This window comes from Corynebacterium sp. KPL4015 (assembly GCF_040225725.1).
GTDB lineage: Bacteria > Actinomycetota > Actinomycetes > Mycobacteriales > Mycobacteriaceae > Corynebacterium > Corynebacterium rhinophilum.
In genome coordinates, this window is record NZ_JBEHGF010000003.1 from 106643 (window position 1) to 127136 (window position 20494).

Below are 20494 nucleotides of genomic sequence, written 5' to 3' on the forward strand. Positions count from 1 at the left end.
GCTAAAACGGTGAATATGACTTTGCTCACCAATGACTTCCTGTCCCAATTGCGCGAGGAGGCTGCGGCGGACTCCCAGCTGCGCATCGCGCGCAATGCCATTACCAGCGTAGGGGTGGCCAAGGCGGCCCTCGACCGCGACCGCATTACCGCCCTCTACCCCACCACCGAGGTAAAACTCGATAGCCTCGGCGTCACCGACCAGATGCGATCCGGACGCTGCTGGATGTTTGCCGCGCTCAACGTGTTCCGCCACCGCGCGGCCAAGGAGCTCAATATCGATGACTTTGAGTTTTCCTTTACCTACCTGCAGTACTTCGACAAACTAGAGCGCGCCAACTTCGCGCTCAACCAGCTGTTGGATCTCACCGAGGATGGCACCGACTGGGATGACCGCGACGTGGCTACTTCCCTCGAGCTCACAGGCGAAGACGGCGGCTGGTGGTCATTTTTCACCAACCTCGTGGACAAGTACGGCGCCGTCCCGGCCGAGGTCATGCCGGAGGTGCACTCGTCCGGCCACACCGACCAGATGAACCGCGATATCGCCACCATCATCCGCCGCGCCGCGCACCGTGCGGTGGAAGGCGAGGGGGATCGCGGGGGCATTATCAAGCAAGCCCGCACCGATATCCAACGCGTGCTCGCCATTCACCTGGGCACCCCGCCCGAGGAATTTACGTGGAGCTACCGCACCAAGGACGAGCAATTCTTCCGCGTGCACTCCACCCCGCGCGAGTTTGCGGATAAGTACCTGCCGAAGTTGGACGAGTACGTCGTGCTTGCCGATGACCCCCGTACCACCAACGACAAGCACCGCTACTACACCAGCGCTGGAGTAAATAACCTCGCCGGTGGACAGGCCGCCGGTTACCTCAACGTTGATGTGGACGAACTGCGCGCCGCTGCACGCGCCAGCATCGAAGCCGGCGAACCGGTGTGGTTTAGCTGCGATGTCTCCCGCCAGTTCTCCTTCCAGAACGCCGTGTGGGACGAAGGCCTCGTTGATACCGATGGCCTCTACGGCATCGATTCCACCATGAGCAAGGAGGAGCGCTTTACCTCCGGCGAATCTGCGCCCACCCACGCGATGGCGCTGACCGGAGTTGATGGTGCACCCCGTGCATGGCGCGTGGAGAACTCCTGGGGCACCAAGCCACCGGGCAAAGACGACGCCGACGAGGTACCCGGCAAGGGCTTTGCCACGATGTCGGATGAATGGTTCGGCGAAAACGTCTTCCACATCGCCGTGCGCAAGAAATTCCTCACTTCCGAGCAGCAACAAGCACTAGAGACCAAGCCCGTTGAGCTTCCCTTCTGGGACCGGATGAACTAAGGAGCATCGAAAAATGAATGAGATTAATCCACAGGAAGTTCACACCACCAACGCCACCCTCACCAGCGAGCCGGCCATCAGGGCGGCGCGGAATGCGGTGGCGCAGGAGGGCATCGATAAGCTGAGCGTCGACCGCGACCTCGTGCGCGAGCTCACCACGGCGACCAGCCACAAGCTCGATAAGTGGGGCGCGGCCAACCAGAAGGCTTCTGGCCGCTGCTGGATTTTTGCGGGCCTGAATTCCCTGCGCGGTGACATCATGGACCGCACCAACATCAAGGATTTCGAGCTTTCGCAGACCTACCTGTACTTCTACGACAAGCTGGAAAAGGCCAATTGGTTCCTCACCGCGGTAGACGAGCTCAAGGAGCGCGATATTACGGACCGCACCTTGACCAAGCTCATGGATGACCCTATTGGCGATGGCGGCCAGTGGTCCATGTTCGTCTCGCTGGTGGAAAAGTACGGCGTGGTGCCCAAGTACGCCATGCCAGAGACCGCATCCTCTGAGTCCAGCGCCATGCTCAACCGCAACCTGCAGACCGTCCTGCGCCGCGCCTCCCACCAGATCCGCGCGGGCAAGTCTGGGGCACAGGAGCAGGCGCTTGCCGATGTCTACCGCATCCTCACCGCCAACCTCGGCCTCCCGCCCACAGAGTTCCAGTGGCAGTACCGCGATAAGGACGATAACTTCCACCGCGAGGGCACCTATACCCCGCAGGACTTCGCCCGCGAGTACCTCCCCAAGGACCTGGGCGAGTATGTCTGCGTGGTCAATGACCCGCGCAATTCCTACGGTGAGCTCTACACCGTGGACTACCTAGGCAACGTCGCCGGTGAAAAGGTCACCTACCTCAACGCCCCGGTTGAGGTATTGCGCGATGCCACCCGCTCTGCCATCGAGGATGGCCAGCCCGTCTGGTTCGGCTGCGATACCAGCCAGCAATCCGATGCCGATAGCGGCGTCTGGGCCAAGCGCCTGCACGATTATGAGGGGCTGTATGGGGTGGAAATGGGCATCGAAAAGCCAGACCGCCTCCGCCTGCACGAGTCCTTGATGACGCATGCGATGGTCTTTACCGGCGCAGATGTTGCCGAGTCCGGCGAGGTCACCCGCTGGCGCGTGGAGAATTCCTGGGGCACCGAGAAGGGCGATAAGGGCTTTTGGACCATGGCCGATGACTGGTTTGACGAGTACGTCTTCGAAATCGCCGTCCACCCGTCCCGCCTGCCTGGGCAATACCAGGAAGCGCTCAAGTCCACCGAGATCACCACCCTGCCGGCGTGGGATCCGATGGGCGCGCTGGCGAACTAACGTGGCGCGGCGCCGGGAGGACCCGCGCCGCGTGATGTGGCGTTCGTTTGCGTGGCGTGACGCTGCGTTCGTTTGCGTAGCGTGAAGCTACCGCATCACGCTACGTGGCGGACGTACAGCATGCAGGTAAGGTCGCGGTCCTTATCGATGGAGATTTCCTTCTCCCCCACCCGCTCAAAACCGCGGGAATCGTAGAACTGATAGGTGCAGCCATCGTCGGTGTAGAGGTAAATATCCTTGCCGGGGTGGCGCTCCTCAAAGGCCTCGAGGAGCGCGGTGCCCACACCCTTCACACCCGAGTTTGGGTCAGCGACGAGGAAGCCGATTTCACCATCCACGGTGTTTTCGGCCAAGTAGCTTAACAACATGTCCTCGTTCGCGGCATCGTAGTCACCGCGGTGACCGCCAGGGCGCAGGCTGTTGAAGAGATCCACGGCCTTGACATAGGCCTTGCGCCACCACGGATACGGCAGCGCTGGTTCGCCTTTAATCGATGCCAAAATCACGCCGAGGAAACGCCCATCATCGGCATAGGCTGCCAAGATATCGGTGGCTTGGGCGCGCTCTAAATCCCAAAAATAACGGCCATAGGCACGCTCGAAGCGCGGGTTCTTCACAAACCAATGCAGGTGCATGCCTTCGATGGCAAACTCAATCGCCTTGGGTCCATCGCGCGGATCAAGGTCGCGGATGTGGATTTCGGTCATTAGTCCTCCGGGGATTGGTTTTGCTCGCGCTGCTTTTCTCGCTCGAGCTCGGCCTTAGCCTCGTGCTCTTCAATATTAGTGAAACCAATCCCCAACGGCAGGCCAACGTTGTCAATTACTCTGACTCCGCCAATGGTGGCAGCGACCAGCAGGCGGGCATCGCCCTCGGCAGGGGGTTCGCCCAGATCGCGGCCGCGCAATTCTAAGTATTCCGGTTCTACTCCGGCGGCTTCTAGGACACCTGCGGCAACCTCGCGGACCTTTTCCGCGCCCGCCTCTGCGGCGTGTGCCCCAGCGGTAAGCGCGGCGGACAGGGCGGCTACGTCCTCGCGCTTATCTTCAGGCACGCGCGTATTGCGCAGGCTCATCACTACGCCATCGGGCATGCGCACGACGGGAACGCCCTGCACACGAACCCCCAGGTGCAAGTCCTGCACCGCATGATGAATGGCCAAGAGCAGCTCGTAGTCCTTCTCACCGATAAGCACATCGGTGGGCGATAGCGCCATCATCAGCGTGAGGTAAAGGGTGAGTTCGCCGGATAGGTCTGGTTCTAAGCCTGCTGGGGAGCCTGCGGCGTCGCGTTCAACGGCGACGCCGCGAGCCGCGATAGTAATCCGGCGGCCATGCGGCCAGAGCTTCTCGGGAGTGTAATCCCAGATGACGTCCACGCCCTCGGCGCGCAGGAGATCCACATCCTCGGCGCGAGGTTCTTGGAGAGCCACGACGGTCACCGCGCCGCGGATGCGGCGTGCCGCGCGAACCAGCGCGATATGCCCTGCATGCACGCCGGTGGTCAGTGGTACGAAGGCCACGGGGCGACCGGTCTTGCGCAGGGCGCTTCCCACCATGCGGATGCGATCGACCTCGCTGACAACGGTGGCTTGTCCCATCTTCAAGCTCATCGGGATTCCTCCTGCAAGGCCCACATTTCTAATTCGGTGCGGTCTTCTACTTCGCCTAAGCGCCGAGCGGTTTCTAAGTAGTGGCGGCGCATTCCGGGATCCGTGGCGCCGCGGTAGGCCGCAATGATGTCCTCTGAATCGATGTCGAATTCGGACGGTGGAATCTCATCGAACTCGGCAAAGAAATTGGCTTCAACGGCAGCTGCTAGGTGCAGGCGGCTAAGCATTTCTATGTAGTAGGAGCGGGCGGCGAAGGCGGGACGCTCGGCATCGGAAAGCGGCACTGCCTGTGCCCGGAATTCGCTCAATACGAAGTCAGCAATGTTCTCGCCCAGCTCATCCAGCGTGGATACTGCCCAGCGCCCGCCCGCCATGGGGGCGACGGCCGCCACGATGCAACCGTGAGTCTCCAGCGGATCAAGGCCTTGCACGCCCCGGGACAGGCAGGTGTGGAAAGCGATAAGCCCCTTGTGCACGTGGTCCTCGACAAGCTCTACGGCAGCATCCAACCGTGTCTCACCCACCGCTAGAATCAGCGCCTGGAAGGAGCCAAGCTCGGCCGGATCATCAAGCATCTCCACGGTATGGCCGGCGCGCTCCATGGCAGTGGCCAGGGAAATCCCGGCGAGGCTGCGCCCGAAAAGGGCAACGCGCATGCGCGGTGGACGCATTTATTTATCCTTCTTCATCTGTGCCAAAAGCTCCGAGACGGACACGGAACCATCGCGCTGTTCATCGCTGCGGCGGCGACCACGGGTCTGCTGCTGGCGGCGCGTGGCCGCTTGCTTCTGCTCAGCAGCCACGTGGTGTCCCGAGCCCTTGTATTCCTCGCGCGCATCCTTGCCGGTGGTCTGCTGCGGGATGTTCTGGGTCACCGCATCGGAAGCCTGCTCAGCTGCGGTATCAGCCTCTGGCTTGCGGTGGCTACCGCGGGCGCTAGAGTGCGCCGCGCTGCCGGTTCCCGCGTGCTGGGAGCCGTGGCGCTTGATGTCGGAGTCTCCGCCCGAATCCCAGCGCACGGCCTGGAAGCTGCCGGTATCGAAGGAAACGTCCTTTGGCTTCTGGTCCGCGCTGGCTGGCGTGGGGGCATCGGCAAGCTGCTCGGCGTGGGCGGGCTTAGCGGCGTTATCGGTCCGGGAAGAGCTACGCTGCGCGCGGGTGTGTTGGCTGATGATGTCATTGAGCGGGTTCGAGTCCGCATGCGCGCCGGAGGGTTGATTGCCCAAGCGGCCAGCGATGGCATCGGCAGACGGCGCACCGGAAGACGCCTGCTCAAAGTCGACGTTTTCTTCCCTGCGGTGGGACGCCGCGGCGGTCTGTGCCTCCAGCTCCATGATGCGGCGCGCCTCCGCGTGCAAGGCGGCGGGCTCGTAGGTGAACTCGTGGCCGGACAAGTCCTCAATCTGCTTCCGGATAGAGGCCAGCTCGGTGCGAATCTCATCGAGGATCTGCTGATCCGGCAGCTCCTTGCCTTCGGCTGCGCGGGCCTGCTTGAGCTCCGCGCGGTGGGCGCGCTCCTGCAGCTCCAGCTTGGTCACGGATTCCTCGGCCTGGCGGCGGTAGCGCATCACCAAGAAAAAGCCCACCACCGCGGCCCACAAGGCGGCGATGAGCGCAATCTTGAGCGCCGCTGCCGAGCCGGATATGAGCATGACGATGCTGGCGATAACGGCCAAGATGACGAGGGCGATAATCCCAATTTGTCCCCAATCCGGCGAGGACGACGAGTTTTTGGAAGAAGAGCGCGGCTGAGTCATGTTCCCTAATGTACCGCTTGAAGCCCGTCCGGTGGCGGCGGGGTCTCGCAGTGTCGCTCCAATCGCAGGCCAGCCGCGGACATGACGATGCCGCCAATCGCGGATGCGAGCACTCCCACCAGATCATCGGAAGCCGCGACAAGGGTGCCCGCATTCGGGATGACGTAGACCGCCACCCCTGCATAGAGCCCGCCGACGATCGCACCCGTCCACGCCGAGGCCTTGCCCACCAGCATAAACTGCGCGATGGTCATGGGATTAAGCTGCGAGTTATCCAACCCGATGCCGTGATCCTCATCGGTGGCCTTATCTACCTTCCAGGTAAGCCCCAAACACACCACCACCATGAGCCACAGCGTGGCTGAGACCGTGACTGGGATGGCCATCATGGAGCCATAAAAGCGCGTGGTGAGGATGGCCGCCGCGGCGGCCATGAATACCCCTACGCCGATAAGCGCACCGAACGAGGTTCGTTTCATAACTCCTCCATCAGGCCCAAGCGGTGGATATCGGCGGTCTCCTGCGGGTTCAATGCGGCAACCAGCGCGGAGACATCCTGTCCCTTCAACTTAGCAGCGCCATCGGCGGCTAACCAGGGAATAAGCACGAATGCGCGCTCGTGGGCAAAGGGGTGTGGGACGGTAAGTTCCGGATCGGAGGAGCTGTAGCCCTCAATATCGACGATGTCCACATCCAGGGTGCGTGGGCCCCAGTGGCGCACGCGCACGCGCTCTGCGGCTTCCTCCAGCTTCTGGCCGCGCCGTAAGAGCTCCACCGGGCTCTCTTGGACGTCCACGATGAGCACTGCATTCAAAAATTCATCCTGGTCCGTTACTCCCCACGGCGGGGTGGCATAGACGGGCGAGGCCGCCACGATGTCCTCACGGAACTCCGTAAACACCGTCCGCAAAAGCTCCACGCGGTCATCCATATTGGAGCCGATGGATAGTACCGCGCGCATTACTTACTCCCGGGGTTCGTGCCGGGGCGCTGCGCGTCGGCTCCCTTCGGAGTCCCCTCCTGCGAGGCGGGCCGTGGGGCACCGGTGCGCGCGTGCTTGCGGGAGCGGCGGGCGACGACGGCGACATCGGCAAAAGTGCGCGGTATCGGCGCCTTGGGCTTGTGCACGGTTACTTCCACCGCGTGCAGGTCTGCAAAAGAGGCCATGATGGTATCGGCCACCTCGCTGGCGACGGTCTCAATGAGGTCGCGGGAGGGGCCTTCGACGATGCTGGCGGCGACATCGGCAAGCTCTGCGTAATTGATGGTTTTGGTCAGATCATCGTGAGCTGCGGCCTCAGCAAACTCGGACCAGCAGGTGATATCGACGATGAAGGGCTGGCCGGTGCGCTTCTCCTCCTCAAAGACGCCGTGGTAGCCAAAGCATTCCAGGCCGGTTAATTCGATGCGATCTGCCATGGTTAATTCCTTTCCGTACCCATCGCGGTAGAGGTCACTGAGCCAGTGCCGGTGGCGGCATTGCGGTAGCTGCCGGTGGCATTGGCGCCGCCCACATAGGACTTGCCGGCGTTCCACGCGGCGGCCACGTCGACGGCATCGCGGGATACGCCCACCTCGTGCACACGCACGCCCCACGCACCCATCTGGGCGGAGATGGCGGTCACGGCGGCGGTGGCGGGATCAGCAAGCAGCGGGCTGGCCTCTACCCCGCGGTCTTCCCGGATGGCGGCGAGGAAGCGCTTGCGCGAGGCGCCCACCAAGATGGGGAACTCGCCATCTAGAAACTCGGGAAGGGCATTAAGTAGCGCCCAGTTATCCTGCGGGCTCTTGGCAAAGCCGAGGCCCGGATCCAGCACGATATTTTCCTTTTTCACGCCCGCATCCAGGGCGTTATTGCTCAGGCGGGCGAGGGTCTCGTGCACATCGCGGACCACATCGCCGCCGTGATCCGCCGTGCCCGCCGCGGATCCGAACGCGCCTTCCTGCAGCGTGCGCCAGTGCATGAGGCAGACGGGCACGCCGGCATCGGCCATGGCGGCATACATTTCAGGATCGGCGAGGCCGCCAGAGACATCATTAATCATGTCCACCCCAGCCGCGGCCGCAGCGGTGGCAACCGAGGCGCGCATCGTATCCACCGAGGTGCGAATGCCCTGCTCGTGCAGCGCCCGGATGACCGGGACCACGCGGTCGGCTTCTTCCTGCGCCTCCACACGCACCGCGCCCGGGCGGGTGGATTCGCCGCCCACATCGATCATGTCCGCGCCCTGTTCCACCAGCTCGCGGGCATGAGTGGTGGCGGCGTCAAAGTCGAGCCACCGCCCACCATCGGAAAAGGAATCCTTCGTAACATTCACGATGCCCATGACGAGCGTGCGCTTCGCGATGGTCAATTCTCCAACTGAGGAAGCCGGGTGCACTGCGTTCTCCTTTTCGCTCGACAAACTCTACTGCGTACGCGCTACGTACGGATGAAGCTCAACACTTCCGCGCGCGAGGCCGCGTTATTTTTGAACCCGCCGCGCACCGCGGAGGTCGTTGTGGTCGCTCCCGGCTTGCGGATGCCGCGCATGGCCATGCACAAGTGCTCGCACTCGATGACCACGATGACGGATTGGGCCTCGAGGACATCCACGAGGGCATCGGCAATCTGCTGGGTCAGGCGCTCCTGGACCTGCGGGCGCTTGGCGTACATATCCGCCAGGCGAGCCAGTTTGCTCAGCCCGGTGACGTGCCCGTCCTTGCCGGGGATATAACCAATATGCGCCACCCCATAAAACGGCACGAGGTGGTGCTCGCAGGTGGAATAGATGGGAATATCGCGCACCAGGACCAGTTCCTGGTGGTCCTCGGCGAAGGTCTTGTGCAGCACCTCCGTCGGGTCCTCGTGCAGGCCGGCGAAGACCTCGCGGTAGGCGCGGGCCACTCGTGCCGGGGTTTCGCGCAGGCCTTCGCGGTCAGGGTCCTCGCCCACGGCAAAGAGCAGCTCGCGAACGGCCGCCTCCGCCCGCTCCTGGTCATACGGTGCGCGGGCGGGCACCTGCTGGTTATCAGTGTGATTTTCAGACATGCACGTACTTCTTACTCTTTATCATCGCGCGACTTTTCCGCATCGCGCGCGTAGGGATTATCGCGGTGGGAAGACTCATTCCAGCCTGGGGTGAACCATTGGCTGGTTTCTCCCTCTGGCTTGTGGTGCTTGCCCCTGCTTTCCGATGCCGAATCCGATCGCCCTTCCCCGCCGTCGCGCTCCCCGCGGTCGTTGCGGACGTGATCGCTCCGGTCGGCGCGGTCGCCGCGCTCGCTCTGGTCCGCGCGGTTGTTCTGGTTGTTTCGGCCGCTGCGGCCATCGCTGCGGCCGCTGCGGTTCTCGGAATCGCTACCGCCGCCGTGCAGCTCGCGCACTGTTTCGGGGTTCACGTAGTCGCCAGCGTGCTGGCCAAAGTTAAAGCCAACCTCGCCCTTGAGCTCTTCGCCGGCGAGGCGGCGCTCGCGGGCGGCCCGGGAGGCATCGAGAAGCGTCATGCGTTTAGGAAGCTCCTCGCCGCGCTCCTTGGCCAGCTCGACCGGCGTCTTGACCGGCGCATAACCAATCTGGCGCGGGAAACGATCGTCTTCGCCGGGGAAGACATCATAGGCATCGCGCGGCACGATGCCGTCGAAGATGCTCTCCAGGTCCGGCCGGCGCAGGGTCTCCTTCTCAAGGAGAGCCTCGGCCAGCTTGTCCAGGAACTCGCGGTTGGTGCGCAGGATGTCGTAGGCCTGCTCGTGCGCGCGCTCGAGGAGGTAGCGCATCTGCTCGTCGATCTTGGCGGCAACGTCATCCGAGTAATCGATGGAGCCGCCGCCCCCGCCCATCTGGCTGAATGGATCGCCCTGCTCCTGGCCGTACTTAACGGTGCCCAGGTCGGGCGAAAAGCCGTATTCCGTCAGCATCGCGCGGGCGATCTTGGTGGCGTTCTCGATATCGGAGGACGCGCCGGTGGTGGGAGCACCGAAGACCAATTCCTCGGCGGCGCGGCCGCCCATGGCAAAGACCAAGCGGGAAAACAGCTCGTCGCGGGTGTACATGCCCTTGTCGTCTTCCTGCGAGGTCATGGCGTGGCCACCGGTGCGGCCGCGGGCCAGGATGGTGACCTTGTACACGCGCTCGATGTCCTTGAGCGCCCACGCGGACAGGGTGTGGCCGCCCTCGTGGTAGGCGGTGACCTTCTTCTCGTGCTCGGAGATGATCTTGCCCTGGCGCCGTGGCCCGCCCACCACGCGGTCGGTGGCCTCTTCCAGCGCGTCATAGGTAATGACGTTGCCGCCGATGCGGGCGGTGAGAAGCGCGGCCTCGTTAAGCACATTGGCAAGGTCCGCACCGGACATGCCGGCGGTGCGCTTGGCCAGCTGCGCCACATCGACCTCTTCTGCCAAGGGCTTGTCCTTGGCGTGCACGCGCAGGATCTGCTCGCGGCCGGCCAGGTCCGGGTTGGTGACCGGAATCTGGCGGTCGAACCGGCCCGGGCGCAGCAACGCCGGGTCCAAAATATCGGGGCGGTTGGTGGCCGCGATGAGGATAACGCCCTCGCGGTCGCCAAAGCCGTCCATCTCAACCAGCAACTGGTTCAGGGTCTGCTCGCGCTCATCGTGTCCGCCGCCGGTACCGGATCCGCGCTGGCGGCCCACGGCGTCGATCTCGTCCACGAAGATGATGCACGGGCTGTGCTCCTTGGCCTGCTTGAACAGGTCGCGCACGCGGGAGGCACCGACACCGACGAACATCTCCACAAAGTCCGAACCGGAGATGGAATAAAACGGCACACCGGCCTCTCCCGCAACGGCGCGGGCCAACAGCGTCTTACCGGTGCCCGGAGGGCCATAAAGCAGCACGCCGCGCGGAATCTTCGCGCCCAAGTCGTGGTAGCGGGTCGGATCTTCCAGGAAGTCCTTGATTTCCTGCAGCTCATCCACGGCCTCATCCGCGCCGGCAACGTCCTCGAAGGTATTGGTCGGCATATCCTTGGTCAGCTCCTTGGCCTTGGAGCCGCCGATGCCGAACATGCCACCGGCGCCCTGCTGCATGCGGGACATGAGCCAGAACAGCAGGCCGAAGAGGATGACCATCGGCAGCAGGAAGCTGAGCATGGAGCCCAAGAAGGAATCCTGGGTGACGTTGGTCTGATACTTCTCCGCACCCGAATCCTTGACCGCATCAAAGACCTGCTCGGAGGCGCGTGCGGGGTACTGAGACACGATCTCTTCAACGCCCTCGCGCTCTTCTACCGTGATTTCGTCCTTGAGCTTGATGCGCAGGCGCTGCTCGCGGTCATCAATTTCTACTTCGTCAACGTTTTTATCCTGCAGCTGTTTTAGGGCCACGGAGGTATCCGCGTCCACGTATCCGCGGGTCTCGTTGCTAAAGAACGTAAAGGCATACAGCGCTACGAGGATCAGCGCCGCAATGCCGCCGTAGCGAAGGAGTTTATTGTTTTTCATTACTGCGCGATTTTAGTTGGTGGTATAGACATCAGGGTGAAGGGTGCCCACAAAGGGCAGGTCGCGGTAGCGTTCCGCGTAGTCAAGGCCATAGCCAATGACGAACTCATTGGGGATATCAAAGCCCACATCGAGCAGATCGATCTGCGCCTTTACCACTTCCGGCTTGCGCAACAAGGTCACCACATTGAGCGACTTCGGGTTGCGCCCCCGCAGGTTGCGAATGAGCCAGGATAGCGTCAGGCCCGAGTCGATGATGTCCTCCACAATGACCACATCGCGCCCGGCAATATCGCGGTCCAAGTCCTTCAAGATGCGCACCACCCCAGAAGAAGACGTGGAGGCGCCGTACGAGGAGACGGCCATAAACTCCAGCTCCGAGGGGATGGATAGCTTGCGCGCGAAGTCCGTCAGGAAAAAGGCCGCACCCTTTAATACGCAGACCAAAAGCAGGTCTTGCTCAGCGTCGGCATATTTCTCAGACACCGCATCCGCCAGCTGCTGGACGCGGTCTTTGATTTCCTCTTCCGTGATGAGGATTGCTTCTACATCGTCTCCGTAGCGGTTTGCGGGGACGGCGAAGTCTTTCTTGTCGTGCACGTGTGCGCTCCTTTAATGACCAGACAATAGTGCCAGTTTGCCACCTATACGTGCTACTTCCAACCTCTGCCCCGCCTGCCGCGCCGAACTCACAGCCACCGGCCCTTGTCCGTGCCAGTTGGTACACAGCTTGCCGATGCCCCCGATCCCCTCCCTCGTCACCTTCACTCCCCGCTCGATGAGCCAGGCTGCAATAGCGCGTCGGCGCCGCGGCTCCGGCAGCGCGGCCAATTCCGCACAGTCCGCGGTGGCCGGCGTGGCGAGGTATTCTTCATCGCGCGCGGTATCCATCGCCGCCTGCGCCAACGCCGGTACCGCATCACCGCCGATAACCCGCGACAACTCTGGGATGATCTCCCGGCGCAGCGCTACCCGCCGAAAATCCGTATCCGCGTTCTGCGGGTCCTGCCACACGTCCAGCCCCAGCTCCGCGCACGCACCCTCCGTATCGGCACGGCGCACTTGAAGGAATGGCCGCACCACGCGCGCGCCTTCCACTATTGCCCGCTCCGGCATGCCGGCCACCCGCCCGCGCAGAGCGCCAAGAAGGAGCGTTTCCGCCTGGTCATCGGCCGTATGCGCCACGGCAATCTCCAGCGGCCCTTCTCCCCCGCGTGCGGCCGCGGACATCGCTCGGTAGCGCTCTTGCCGAGCCACCGCTTCCAGCGAATTCCCCCCTTTGTCCGGCACTTGCACTGCGAGCACTCGTGCCCGCGCACCCAAACTCTCTGCTTGCCGAGCGGCCTTCTCTGCCTGCTCACGCGAACCGTCTTGCAAGCCGTGATCCACGCATAATGCGATTACGTCGTGGCCCTCCGCGATCATCGCCGCGCACAGCGCTAAAGAATCCGCGCCGCCGGATAGCCCCACCGCCACGGCGTGGCCCATCTTCGCCGCGCGGACCGCTCGCCGGCAGCTCAAAAAGTGCGGCGAGACCCGCGGCCAAAACGGCGTTACTCCAGGCTGTGGACTCATTTAGAACTCGTGCAGCGCCGCGGCAAGGTCATCTTGGGCCGCACGCGCCGCCATAATCTCGCCATCATTGACCAAGAACGCAAAGGAATACACGCGCCCGGATTGGCCCTGCGCGGTGCCCGCCAGCGCGGATACCCCCGTCAACGTGCCGGTCTTCGCGCGGACAAATCCGCGCGCCGCTGACTCCCCGTAGCGCTCGTGCAGCGTTCCGTCTCCTCCTGCGACCGGCAGATACGCCGCCAAGGGGCGCAGCTGCGGATCCTCGACCGCGCCGTTAACAATCTCCGCCAGCACGCTCGCGCTCAACCGGTTATCTACAGAAAGGCCCGAGTTGTCCTTGATATCCACGCCGCTGACATCGAACCCGTGCTCGCGCAGCACGTCCAGCGTGGCTTGGGTACCTGCTTGGAAGCTGGGGTTTTTGCCGCGGGCATCGGCAAGCTCGCGGGCAATAGCCTCCGCCATGACGTTATCGGAATGCCGCACCATCTCCAGCGCGCGCTCGCCTAGGGGATCCGACTCAACGCTGGCCAGCTGCTCTGTGCCTTCCGTCACCGTGCCGGGGGCGAATTTATCCGTGCCCAGGCGTTTGGCCAGCTCGCCCGCAACATCGAGGGCCGGGGTGTGGCTGCGCGGCACATCGCCCTCCGTAGCGCCCATGCGCCCGCCGTACAGCATGGCCGGCTCCATGGGCGCGACGAAACCCTCGCCGACGTTTTCCGGATCCCAGCCCGGCGCCTGCGGCTCGCCCGCCCACGCGGAGGTATCGATGTACACGCCCGCCACCTGGGTGCCGGTCTTTTTAATCTGATCCGCCAGGTCATCGAGCTGCTCGTTGGTCATCCAGACATCGCCAGCCGCCTTGATCACCACATTGTTCGGGTCCTTGCCGCGGTAGACCTTGGTAGTAATCCGCTTCGACTCATCCAGGGCCAGCGTTGCCGCGGCGGTGGTCAGCACCTTCGTCGACGAAGCCGGGGTCAGCGCCTTATCCTCATCACTCTCCCAGACCACCGTGCCGGTCTCACTATCGATTACCTGCCCGCCAAAGGTAGCCAAATCCTCGCTCTTGCCCAGCTCATCGAGCTTTGCGCTGAGCGCCGCAAAGTCCACGTCCTGCGCCTTAGCCGGCTGCAGGGGATTTTCCGGGGCCTGCACCGTTTCGGCCTCGCCATGCGAAAGATCGCCGTACTCGCGCTGGATGCTAACCCCCAGCGCAGCCGTACCCCCGACCGCCGCCGTGACCACCAGCGCGGTTACTGACCACCAAACCTTCTTAGCTTTCATCGCCACTAACCCTAGCGCGGATGGGCGACGCGCTAGACTATTGACAGTAATTAATACCCAATCCCACATGGAGGACACCACTGTGAGCGTTGAAGTAACCATTGAAATCCCAAAGGGCTCCCGCAATAAGTACGAGGTGGACCACGAGTCCGGCAAGGTCTACCTAGACCGCTACTTGTTCACCCCAATGGCCTACCCCGCCGACTACGGCTTCATCGACCACACGCTTGGCGAAGACGGCGATCCCCTCGACGCCCTCGTCATCCTCCCCGAGCCCGTTTTCCCAGGTGTCATCGTTGAAGCCCGCATCGTCGGCGTGTTCAAGATGACCGATGAGGCCGGCGGCGACGACAAGCTGCTCGCCGTCATCGATGACCCACGCTGGGAGCGCTACCAGGACATCGACGATGTGGAACAGCACATCAAGGACGAAATCGAGCACTTCTTCGTGCACTACAAGGATCTTGAGCCCAACAAGGAAGTTTCCGGCTCCGGCTGGGGCGACAAGGCCGAGGCCGAGAAGATTCTGGAAGAGGCCAAGGCTCGCCTGAAGTAGGCTGCTGGGTTTCGGGGGGCTTCGGGGGACTTGGCCGCGGGTTTTCGCGGCAAAGAAGCCTGCTGTGGCGCCCAAGTGACCCTTTTGGCGCCCAGCTGATGCGTTTTTGCAAATAGGCCACGGAAACCGTGGGGTTTGCGGCCACTATTTGTTAAAACGCATCAAACACGGGCCCAAACACCAGCAGCCCGCCGCAAAACACGCCAACAAACCGCCAAAACCGGCCGCACAACCTTCGCTTCGGGGGATCGAGGGATACGAATGGAGATTTTTCGGGGGAAAAGTGCCGCTCAGCACGCGGTACGCCAAGGGGCCGTCCGGATTGCGAACGGCTTCTGCCTGTCAGAGGAGCCGACGCCGAACCAGCTCGCGCGCATCATGAGCGAGCAATGGCCGGATTGCGCGCTCGACGGCTACTCGGCGGCGCTCAAGCACGTCGAAAAGCCGCTGCGCTTTCCGCTGGAGTTCCTGCGCAGCTCATCACTGCCGTCGAGTAAGTACTTCACTTCGCGCCGCGCCCGGCCGAAGGGCGCGTTGACCTGGGACGGCGTCACCGTGTGCAATCCGCTGCAGGCGGTCGAGGCTATGCCGGAGGATGATGCGGTCGCTTTTCTCGAGGACTTCTACTCCGGCAAGGACGGACTCCAACGGCTGGAGCTGAATAAGCTGGACTACCAGCGGTTTCCGCGGCCGGTAAAGCGTGCGTTGGACAGGGCGATCATCGGCACGGATAGCGTGCCGGAGCGCCAGTTAACGCGCTCCCTCGCGCCGCACTTCACGGTCCAGAACAACATAAAAATAGGCCCTTACCACTGGGATCTGGTGATTCAGGAGCACAAGATTGCCATCGAGGTCGATGGCTACGCCTACCACCGGGGCGAAAACCGCCGCCAGTTTGAGTTGGATCGGCACAAGCTTAACGATGCCGTGCATCGCGGCTGGAAGCCCCTCCACTTCACCGCGACGACGATTGACCACTACCCGGATTTCGTGGTGCAGCAAGTAATGGCCACGGCGAAGAATAAGCGGCCCTTTGCGCGGCCTCCGTGGCAGTGGCACCGCTTGTGGAGGCATGAAGGCGCGCGGCGTTAGAGCAAGGCCCGGCGCAACAGTCGCACGGCGCTAGAGCAAAAGCCGCCGCAACAGCTGACCAGCGCAAGGCCGGGCACAGGCCCAGCCTTGCCATAGTCTGGCCTAGGGCCCAGGCCGGGCCCAGGGTGAGCGCAGCCACCGGAAACCGGCTATTCCTTGCGGCGGCCGCTGCGGAGAACGTGGCCGCGCAGGGGCTCGACGAGCGCGATGGCGAGGAAGGTCACCGCCCAGCCCACGGCGAGGAAGCTGAAGGAAATGAGGAGCCTCCCGGCGAGGTCGACGCCTTCCCCCCAGACGATGCTCAAGAACATTATGCCGGCGATGCCGGCACCGAAGAGGAAACCGAAGATACTGAGCGCGACGATGGGGCCCATCACGGCGAGGGTGTTCGTGCGGAATTGGAAGCGGCGCGGCACGCCCATCAGGTCGAGGGAGCGGATAAGTGCCTTGTCCTCGAAGGCTGATGATACTTGGCCGAGGAAGATGGACATGCTGGTCAGCGCGAAGCCGAAGAGCAAGGTCAGGACGACCCCGGTGGAGACGTCTCGGAACACGATGCCCGTTTCTTGTTCTTCTTTCATCGCGGTGGCAAGCGCATCGGTGCCATTGGGCGAGCCCATCAGGAAGCCGGCGAGGAAGCCGAAAAAGCCGATGGCCGCGCTTTGCCGCCAGGCGCGGCGGGCGTTGGCGTTGACGCGTTGGCAGGCCACGAGGTGTGCGGTGCCGGGGAGCAAAGCCAAAAGGCGCGCGCCGATTTGCAGGAGGTAGGGCGCGACCAGGTTGATGCTCATGATCACGGCGAAGAGCGGGACAGCCATGGAGATTTCGGGGGTACCAGATTGGCCTTTGAGCAGGACACCGCCGACGGTGACGATGAGGAGGAAGGCGATGAGGCGCCACCATCGGAAAGCGGCGGGCATCTGGCGTTTAGCCACGCCGAGGGGGCTAACGCGCACGCGCCACATGCCAGCAAGGGCCGCGGCGAGGGCGAGGAGGAAAAGGACTGCGGCCACCGCGAGGTATCCCCACCAGGGCAGGATGATTTCCTCGAAGGCGACGGGGCGGTCCTGGAATTTCACGTGCGTGAAGACGGGGGCGATGAGCACGCTGATGAGCCAGCCCAGCACTATACCGATAAGCGCTTGGATGCCGGTCTCGACGGCGGCCATGCGCTCAACTTGGTGGGAGCTTAGGCCCAGAAGGCGGAGGATGGACAGGCGCTGTTCCCTGCCGGAGGCGCCGAGGACGGCGGCCTGCGCGGTCAGGTTAAAGAGTGCGGGAACGATGAAGGCGCAGGCCATGAGCGCGAGGACGAACCAGGGCAGGAAGTAATTTTCCGGGTTTTCGCCGGCAGCGGCGCGCAGGGCAGGCACGGCGTCTTCTGGGTGATGGGCGCGCTGCCAGAACATCCAGGTGCCGCCGGCGACGAGGAAAGCGATGGCAGCGCCTAGCGTCAAGCTCACGATGGCGAGCACGCTGACGATGCCGGCACCGGAGCGGGCGCGGACGGATTCGCGCTGGAGGCCGAGGACTAGGGTCGCGGTGTTCATGGCTGCACCCCTAGGCGGCGGTCATCGTGAATGATGCCGTCGCGGATTTCCACGCGGCGTTGCATCCAGTCCGCCACCTTGGGGTCATGGGTGACCATGACCAGGCTGGCGCCGGATTGGCGCACGGTGGTGGTCAGCATCTGCATGACCTCGTGGCCGGTTGCCTGGTCGAGGGCACCGGTGGGTTCATCGGCAAAGACGACGCCGGGGTTGGCCACGAGGGCGCGGGCGATGGTCACGCGCTGGGCTTGGCCGCCGGAGACTTGGGCGGGGCGGCGCTCCGCGAGATCGCCGAGCCCCAGCTGGTCGAGCAGTGACAGCGCCTTCGTGCGGGCCGCGCGCCGGCCCATGCCGTTGAGCATCGCGGGCAGCGCCACGTTGTCCAGGTTGGTCAGTTCCGGGAGCAGCTGGCCGTCTTGGAAGACGAAGCCGAAGTGGCGGAGGCGGGTGCGGGAGCGGGCGGCATCGGAAAGCGTGGAGATGTTTTCGTCACCGAAGCGGACGCTGCCGTCGGTGGGCGTGAGCACGCCGGACATGCAGTGCAGCAGCGTGGATTTGCCGGAGCCGGAGGGCCCCATGATGGCGACGAGCTCACCTGGGGTGATGTTCAGAGTAATGCCGGCCAGCACGGGGCCGCCGCCAAAATCCTTCGTGATGTCGTGGAGGGAAAGTGTCTGTGTCATGCTGTTCATTTCACCGTGCCGGGCGCGCTATTCCTACAGCGCTAAGGATACTTTCCAGGTAGTGCTAGCTTTACCCCTGCCCGGGGCGCGCGCGATTAGGCTTGGGGGCGTGTTTTTCAGCAAGAAGCAGGCCACCAGCAATGAGGAGCGGCAGGCGCGGGTCATCGCAGAGCTGACGGCTTCGCGCCGCGCGATTGCGGATGCCTACGAGGTAGAGCGCGCCCGCATCGAGCGAGACCTGCACGATGGCGCGCAGCAATATTTGGTGGCGGCAAGCATGAAGCTCGGTGAGGCCCTGCTGGATGCCACCGGCGCCGAGGCCGAGTTGCTCACCGCCGCCAAGCAGGACGTGGATCGCGGCCTGCGTTCGCTGCGCGCGACGGTGCACGGCATTCACCCGCAGGTCCTCCAGGATCACGGTTTGGTGGCCGCGCTTGCCGATGCCGCCTCCGCCCACGGCCCCCACGTCAGCGTCTACGCCCCACACCCGTTGCCGCGGCTTTCCGCCAGCGTGCTGGCCTGCGGTTATTTCTTCGGCGCCGAGGCGCTGACCAATGCCGCGAAGCACGCGCCCGGCGCGCCGGTTTCGGTGCTCATCACCTCGGATGCAGCGCTGCGTATTTCGGTGGTGGATGAGGGTCCTGGCGGGGCGCGGGTGGAGCCGGGGCGCGGGTTGGCCGGCATGGCCGAGCGGCTGACGGCTTTTGGCGGGGAGATGTCACTGTCCTCGCCGGAGGGCGGACCGACGCGGGTAAGGTGCACGATTCCGCTCCTTTTGGAGCGCGGGCAGACGGGAGTATCAGCATGAGTGGATTGAGGATTGTGATTGCGGATGACTCCGCGATCCTGCGCGAGGGGCTTGCCGGGCTCTTGGAACGCCGCGGCCACGAGATTGTGGGCAGAGCGGGGACGGCGGTGGAGCTGGAGGGGGTCATCGGCAAGCTGAGTGCCCAGTTGCCGGATGTGGTGATTACGGATGTGCGCATGCCGCCGGAGATGGGCGATGATGGGCTGAAGGCGGCGGTGGCACTGCGCCGCGCTTATCCGGGCCTGCCGGTGATGGTGTTATCGCAGTACGTGGCACCGGCGTATGCGGTGGCGCTGTTTGATTCCCCGGATGCGGGCACCGGGTACCTGCTCAAGGATCGCGTCTCTGAGGTGCGCGATTTCCTGGCCAGCCTGGAAGTGGTGGCCCAGGGCGGCACGGTCATCGATCCGACGGTGGCGCAGGCACTCATGCGCTCCGGGCGCAGCGGGTTGGGCGAGCTCAGCCCGCGCGAGCGCGAGGTCCTGGAGCTGATGTCACGCGGGAAATCCAATAAGGACATCGCCGCCGAGCTGGTGCTCTCGAATGCTGCGGTGGCCAAGCACGTCTCCAATATCTTTACCAAGCTGCGCCTGGACCCCAGCGAGGATAACCGCCGCGTAAAGGCGATTTTGCAGTACCTGTCCGCGGCCACCTACGGCGGCTAGCGCGCGGCACGTAGACTGCGGGGTATGAAAAACGTACAACCCACCGAAGTTCCAGCAGGCGCGCAGCTTATCGATGTGCGCGAAAACGACGAATGGGCCACCGTGCACGCGCAGGGTGCGACCCATATTCCGATGAGTGAGATAACGGGTCGCATCCAGGAAATCGACCCGGACCGCGATATTTATGTGATTTGCCACCTAGGCGGGCGCAGCGCGCAGGTGTGCCAATATTTGGAGAACTCCCTGGGCTGGGATGTTATTAACGTCGAGGGCGGCACCAACCAGTGGGAGGCGGATGGCCTGCCCGTCGTCCGCGATTAATTGGCCTTTACCCATCTTTTGAGATTATGATGATGGTATGGCTTCCACTAATAATTCTGGCATACCAACCTCCCTGCTCGAATCCCCATCCTTCCAGCTAGAGCGCCTGCGCCGTCGTACCCGCGATGGCGTCGAGGTAGCTCTGCAGACCAAGCAGACCACCATCCGCGAGTTCTGGGTGCTCACCTGCCTCGTGGAGGCGGATGCCGCCTCCCAGTCCTTCCTGTCTGATACCTTGGCCATCGACGCCTCCGACATGGTGCGGCTTATTGATGCCCTCGAGGAGCGCGGCTGGGCCAAGCGCGAGCGCGATCCCAAGGACCGCCGCCGTCAAATCGTGGCCTGCACCAAGAAGGGCACCAAGACCTACAAGGACTTGGCGGAGCTCGTCGCCAATGCCGAGGATGACGCGCTCGACGTATCCACCAATAAGCAGCTCAAGCACCTGCGCAAGCTGGCTAAGGCCATCATCGCCGCGGACGAGGACGAGGCATAG

At 63.5% G+C, this 20494-nt stretch carries 22 protein-coding genes and 1 pseudogene; 8 read left to right on the top strand and 15 right to left on the bottom strand.

What is annotated here, in order from left to right:
* Window positions 1–15 precede the first annotated feature (15 nt).
* Window positions 16–1335, top strand: a complete 1320-nt coding sequence (locus ABRP64_RS02130) for a C1 family peptidase (protein ID WP_349865237.1) — start codon at window positions 16–18, stop codon at window positions 1333–1335.
* A gap of 13 nt (window positions 1336–1348) precedes the next feature.
* The gene (locus tag ABRP64_RS02135; protein ID WP_349865239.1) at window positions 1349–2650 is read left to right on the top strand and encodes a C1 family peptidase; all 1302 of its coding nucleotides are present in this window, start codon (window positions 1349–1351) and stop codon (window positions 2648–2650) included.
* Between the two features lie 95 nt (window positions 2651–2745).
* Here the strand turns inward: ABRP64_RS02135 and ABRP64_RS02140 are convergent, their stop codons facing one another.
* The 13 genes and pseudogenes from ABRP64_RS02140 to dacB form a co-directional block, all read right to left on the bottom strand.
* Complete coding sequence (locus ABRP64_RS02140; protein ID WP_349865241.1) at window positions 2746–3357, bottom strand: GNAT family N-acetyltransferase; 612 nt, start codon at window positions 3355–3357, stop codon at window positions 2746–2748.
* Window positions 3357–4262, bottom strand: a complete 906-nt coding sequence (locus ABRP64_RS02145; protein WP_349865243.1) for a pantoate--beta-alanine ligase — start codon at window positions 4260–4262, stop codon at window positions 3357–3359. The genes ABRP64_RS02140 and ABRP64_RS02145 overlap by 1 nt, the downstream gene beginning before the upstream one ends.
* Window positions 4259–4933: a Rossmann-fold NAD(P)-binding domain-containing protein gene (locus ABRP64_RS02150; RefSeq protein WP_349865245.1), complete on the bottom strand. Its 675-nt coding sequence runs from the start codon at window positions 4931–4933 to the stop codon at window positions 4259–4261. The genes ABRP64_RS02145 and ABRP64_RS02150 overlap by 4 nt, the downstream gene beginning before the upstream one ends.
* Window positions 4934–6019: a DUF6779 domain-containing protein gene (locus tag ABRP64_RS02155; RefSeq protein ID WP_349865247.1), complete on the bottom strand. Its 1086-nt coding sequence runs from the start codon at window positions 6017–6019 to the stop codon at window positions 4934–4936.
* A gap of 5 nt (window positions 6020–6024) precedes the next feature.
* A complete protein-coding gene (locus ABRP64_RS02160; protein WP_284770318.1) occupies window positions 6025–6498 on the bottom strand; it encodes a DUF3180 domain-containing protein in 474 nt (157 codons plus the stop codon).
* Window positions 6495–6980, bottom strand: coding sequence for a 2-amino-4-hydroxy-6-hydroxymethyldihydropteridine diphosphokinase (gene folK, locus ABRP64_RS02165; protein ID WP_349865249.1), 486 nt, complete (start codon window positions 6978–6980; stop codon window positions 6495–6497). Before folK ends, ABRP64_RS02160 begins: the two co-directional genes overlap by 4 nt.
* 83 nt (window positions 6981–7063) lie before the next feature.
* Window positions 7064–7438 (bottom strand): annotated as a pseudogene (folB, locus tag ABRP64_RS02170) (dihydroneopterin aldolase); the annotation flags it as partial.
* Window positions 7439–7440: 2 nt separating this feature from the next.
* Window positions 7441–8400 (bottom strand): dihydropteroate synthase, encoded by a 960-nt coding sequence (folP, locus tag ABRP64_RS02175; RefSeq protein WP_349865251.1) that lies wholly within the window; start codon window positions 8398–8400, stop codon window positions 7441–7443.
* Window positions 8401–8441: 41 nt separating this feature from the next.
* Window positions 8442–9050: a GTP cyclohydrolase I FolE gene (gene folE, locus ABRP64_RS02180; protein WP_023023959.1), complete on the bottom strand. Its 609-nt coding sequence runs from the start codon at window positions 9048–9050 to the stop codon at window positions 8442–8444.
* 11 nt (window positions 9051–9061) lie between these two features.
* Window positions 9062–11461 carry an ATP-dependent zinc metalloprotease FtsH gene (gene ftsH, locus ABRP64_RS02185; RefSeq protein WP_284785158.1) on the bottom strand — a complete coding sequence of 800 codons (2400 nt, stop codon included), beginning with the start codon at window positions 11459–11461 and terminating at the stop codon, window positions 9062–9064.
* A gap of 12 nt (window positions 11462–11473) precedes the next feature.
* Window positions 11474–12061 (bottom strand): hypoxanthine phosphoribosyltransferase, encoded by a 588-nt coding sequence (gene hpt / locus ABRP64_RS02190; RefSeq protein WP_005279498.1) that lies wholly within the window; start codon window positions 12059–12061, stop codon window positions 11474–11476.
* Between the two features lie 12 nt (window positions 12062–12073).
* Entirely contained in the window at window positions 12074–13036 is a 963-nt protein-coding gene (tilS, locus tag ABRP64_RS02195) for a tRNA lysidine(34) synthetase TilS (protein WP_284770312.1), read from the bottom strand.
* The gene (gene dacB / locus ABRP64_RS02200; protein ID WP_284852299.1) at window positions 13037–14323 is read right to left on the bottom strand and encodes a D-alanyl-D-alanine carboxypeptidase/D-alanyl-D-alanine endopeptidase; all 1287 of its coding nucleotides are present in this window, start codon (window positions 14321–14323) and stop codon (window positions 13037–13039) included. It lies immediately after the preceding gene.
* A gap of 82 nt (window positions 14324–14405) precedes the next feature.
* On the opposite strand from dacB, the gene ABRP64_RS02205 reads away from it, so the two are divergent.
* Entirely contained in the window at window positions 14406–14879 is a 474-nt protein-coding gene (locus ABRP64_RS02205) for an inorganic diphosphatase (RefSeq protein ID WP_035108560.1), read from the top strand.
* A gap of 261 nt (window positions 14880–15140) precedes the next feature.
* Window positions 15141–15971 carry a DUF559 domain-containing protein gene (locus ABRP64_RS02210; protein WP_296089748.1) on the top strand — a complete coding sequence of 277 codons (831 nt, stop codon included), beginning with the start codon at window positions 15141–15143 and terminating at the stop codon, window positions 15969–15971.
* Between the two features lie 149 nt (window positions 15972–16120).
* Here ABRP64_RS02210 and ABRP64_RS02215 read toward each other — a convergent pair whose 3' ends face one another.
* Together ABRP64_RS02215 and ABRP64_RS02220 are read right to left on the bottom strand one after the other, a co-directional pair.
* Entirely contained in the window at window positions 16121–17521 is a 1401-nt protein-coding gene (locus tag ABRP64_RS02215) for an FtsX-like permease family protein (protein WP_349865253.1), read from the bottom strand.
* Window positions 17518–18204: an ABC transporter ATP-binding protein gene (locus ABRP64_RS02220; protein ID WP_284782620.1), complete on the bottom strand. Its 687-nt coding sequence runs from the start codon at window positions 18202–18204 to the stop codon at window positions 17518–17520. The genes ABRP64_RS02215 and ABRP64_RS02220 overlap by 4 nt, the downstream gene beginning before the upstream one ends.
* Between ABRP64_RS02220 and ABRP64_RS02225 the strand changes: the two genes are divergently transcribed.
* Genes ABRP64_RS02225 through ABRP64_RS02240 form a run of 4 tightly spaced genes read left to right on the top strand, consistent with a single transcriptional unit; the run spans window position 18203 to window position 20494 of the window.
* The gene (locus ABRP64_RS02225; RefSeq protein ID WP_284785152.1) at window positions 18203–19012 is read left to right on the top strand and encodes a sensor histidine kinase; all 810 of its coding nucleotides are present in this window, start codon (window positions 18203–18205) and stop codon (window positions 19010–19012) included. The two genes, ABRP64_RS02220 and ABRP64_RS02225, sit on opposite strands and share 2 nt — an antisense overlap.
* Entirely contained in the window at window positions 19009–19677 is a 669-nt protein-coding gene (locus ABRP64_RS02230; RefSeq protein WP_126319831.1) for a response regulator transcription factor, read from the top strand. Before ABRP64_RS02225 ends, ABRP64_RS02230 begins: the two co-directional genes overlap by 4 nt.
* 24 nt (window positions 19678–19701) lie before the next feature.
* Window positions 19702–19998 (top strand): rhodanese-like domain-containing protein, encoded by a 297-nt coding sequence (locus ABRP64_RS02235; RefSeq protein ID WP_284770305.1) that lies wholly within the window; start codon window positions 19702–19704, stop codon window positions 19996–19998.
* 37 nt (window positions 19999–20035) lie between these two features.
* On the top strand, window positions 20036–20494 hold the full coding sequence (locus ABRP64_RS02240; protein ID WP_284770304.1) for a MarR family winged helix-turn-helix transcriptional regulator: 459 nt from the start codon (window positions 20036–20038) through the stop codon (window positions 20492–20494).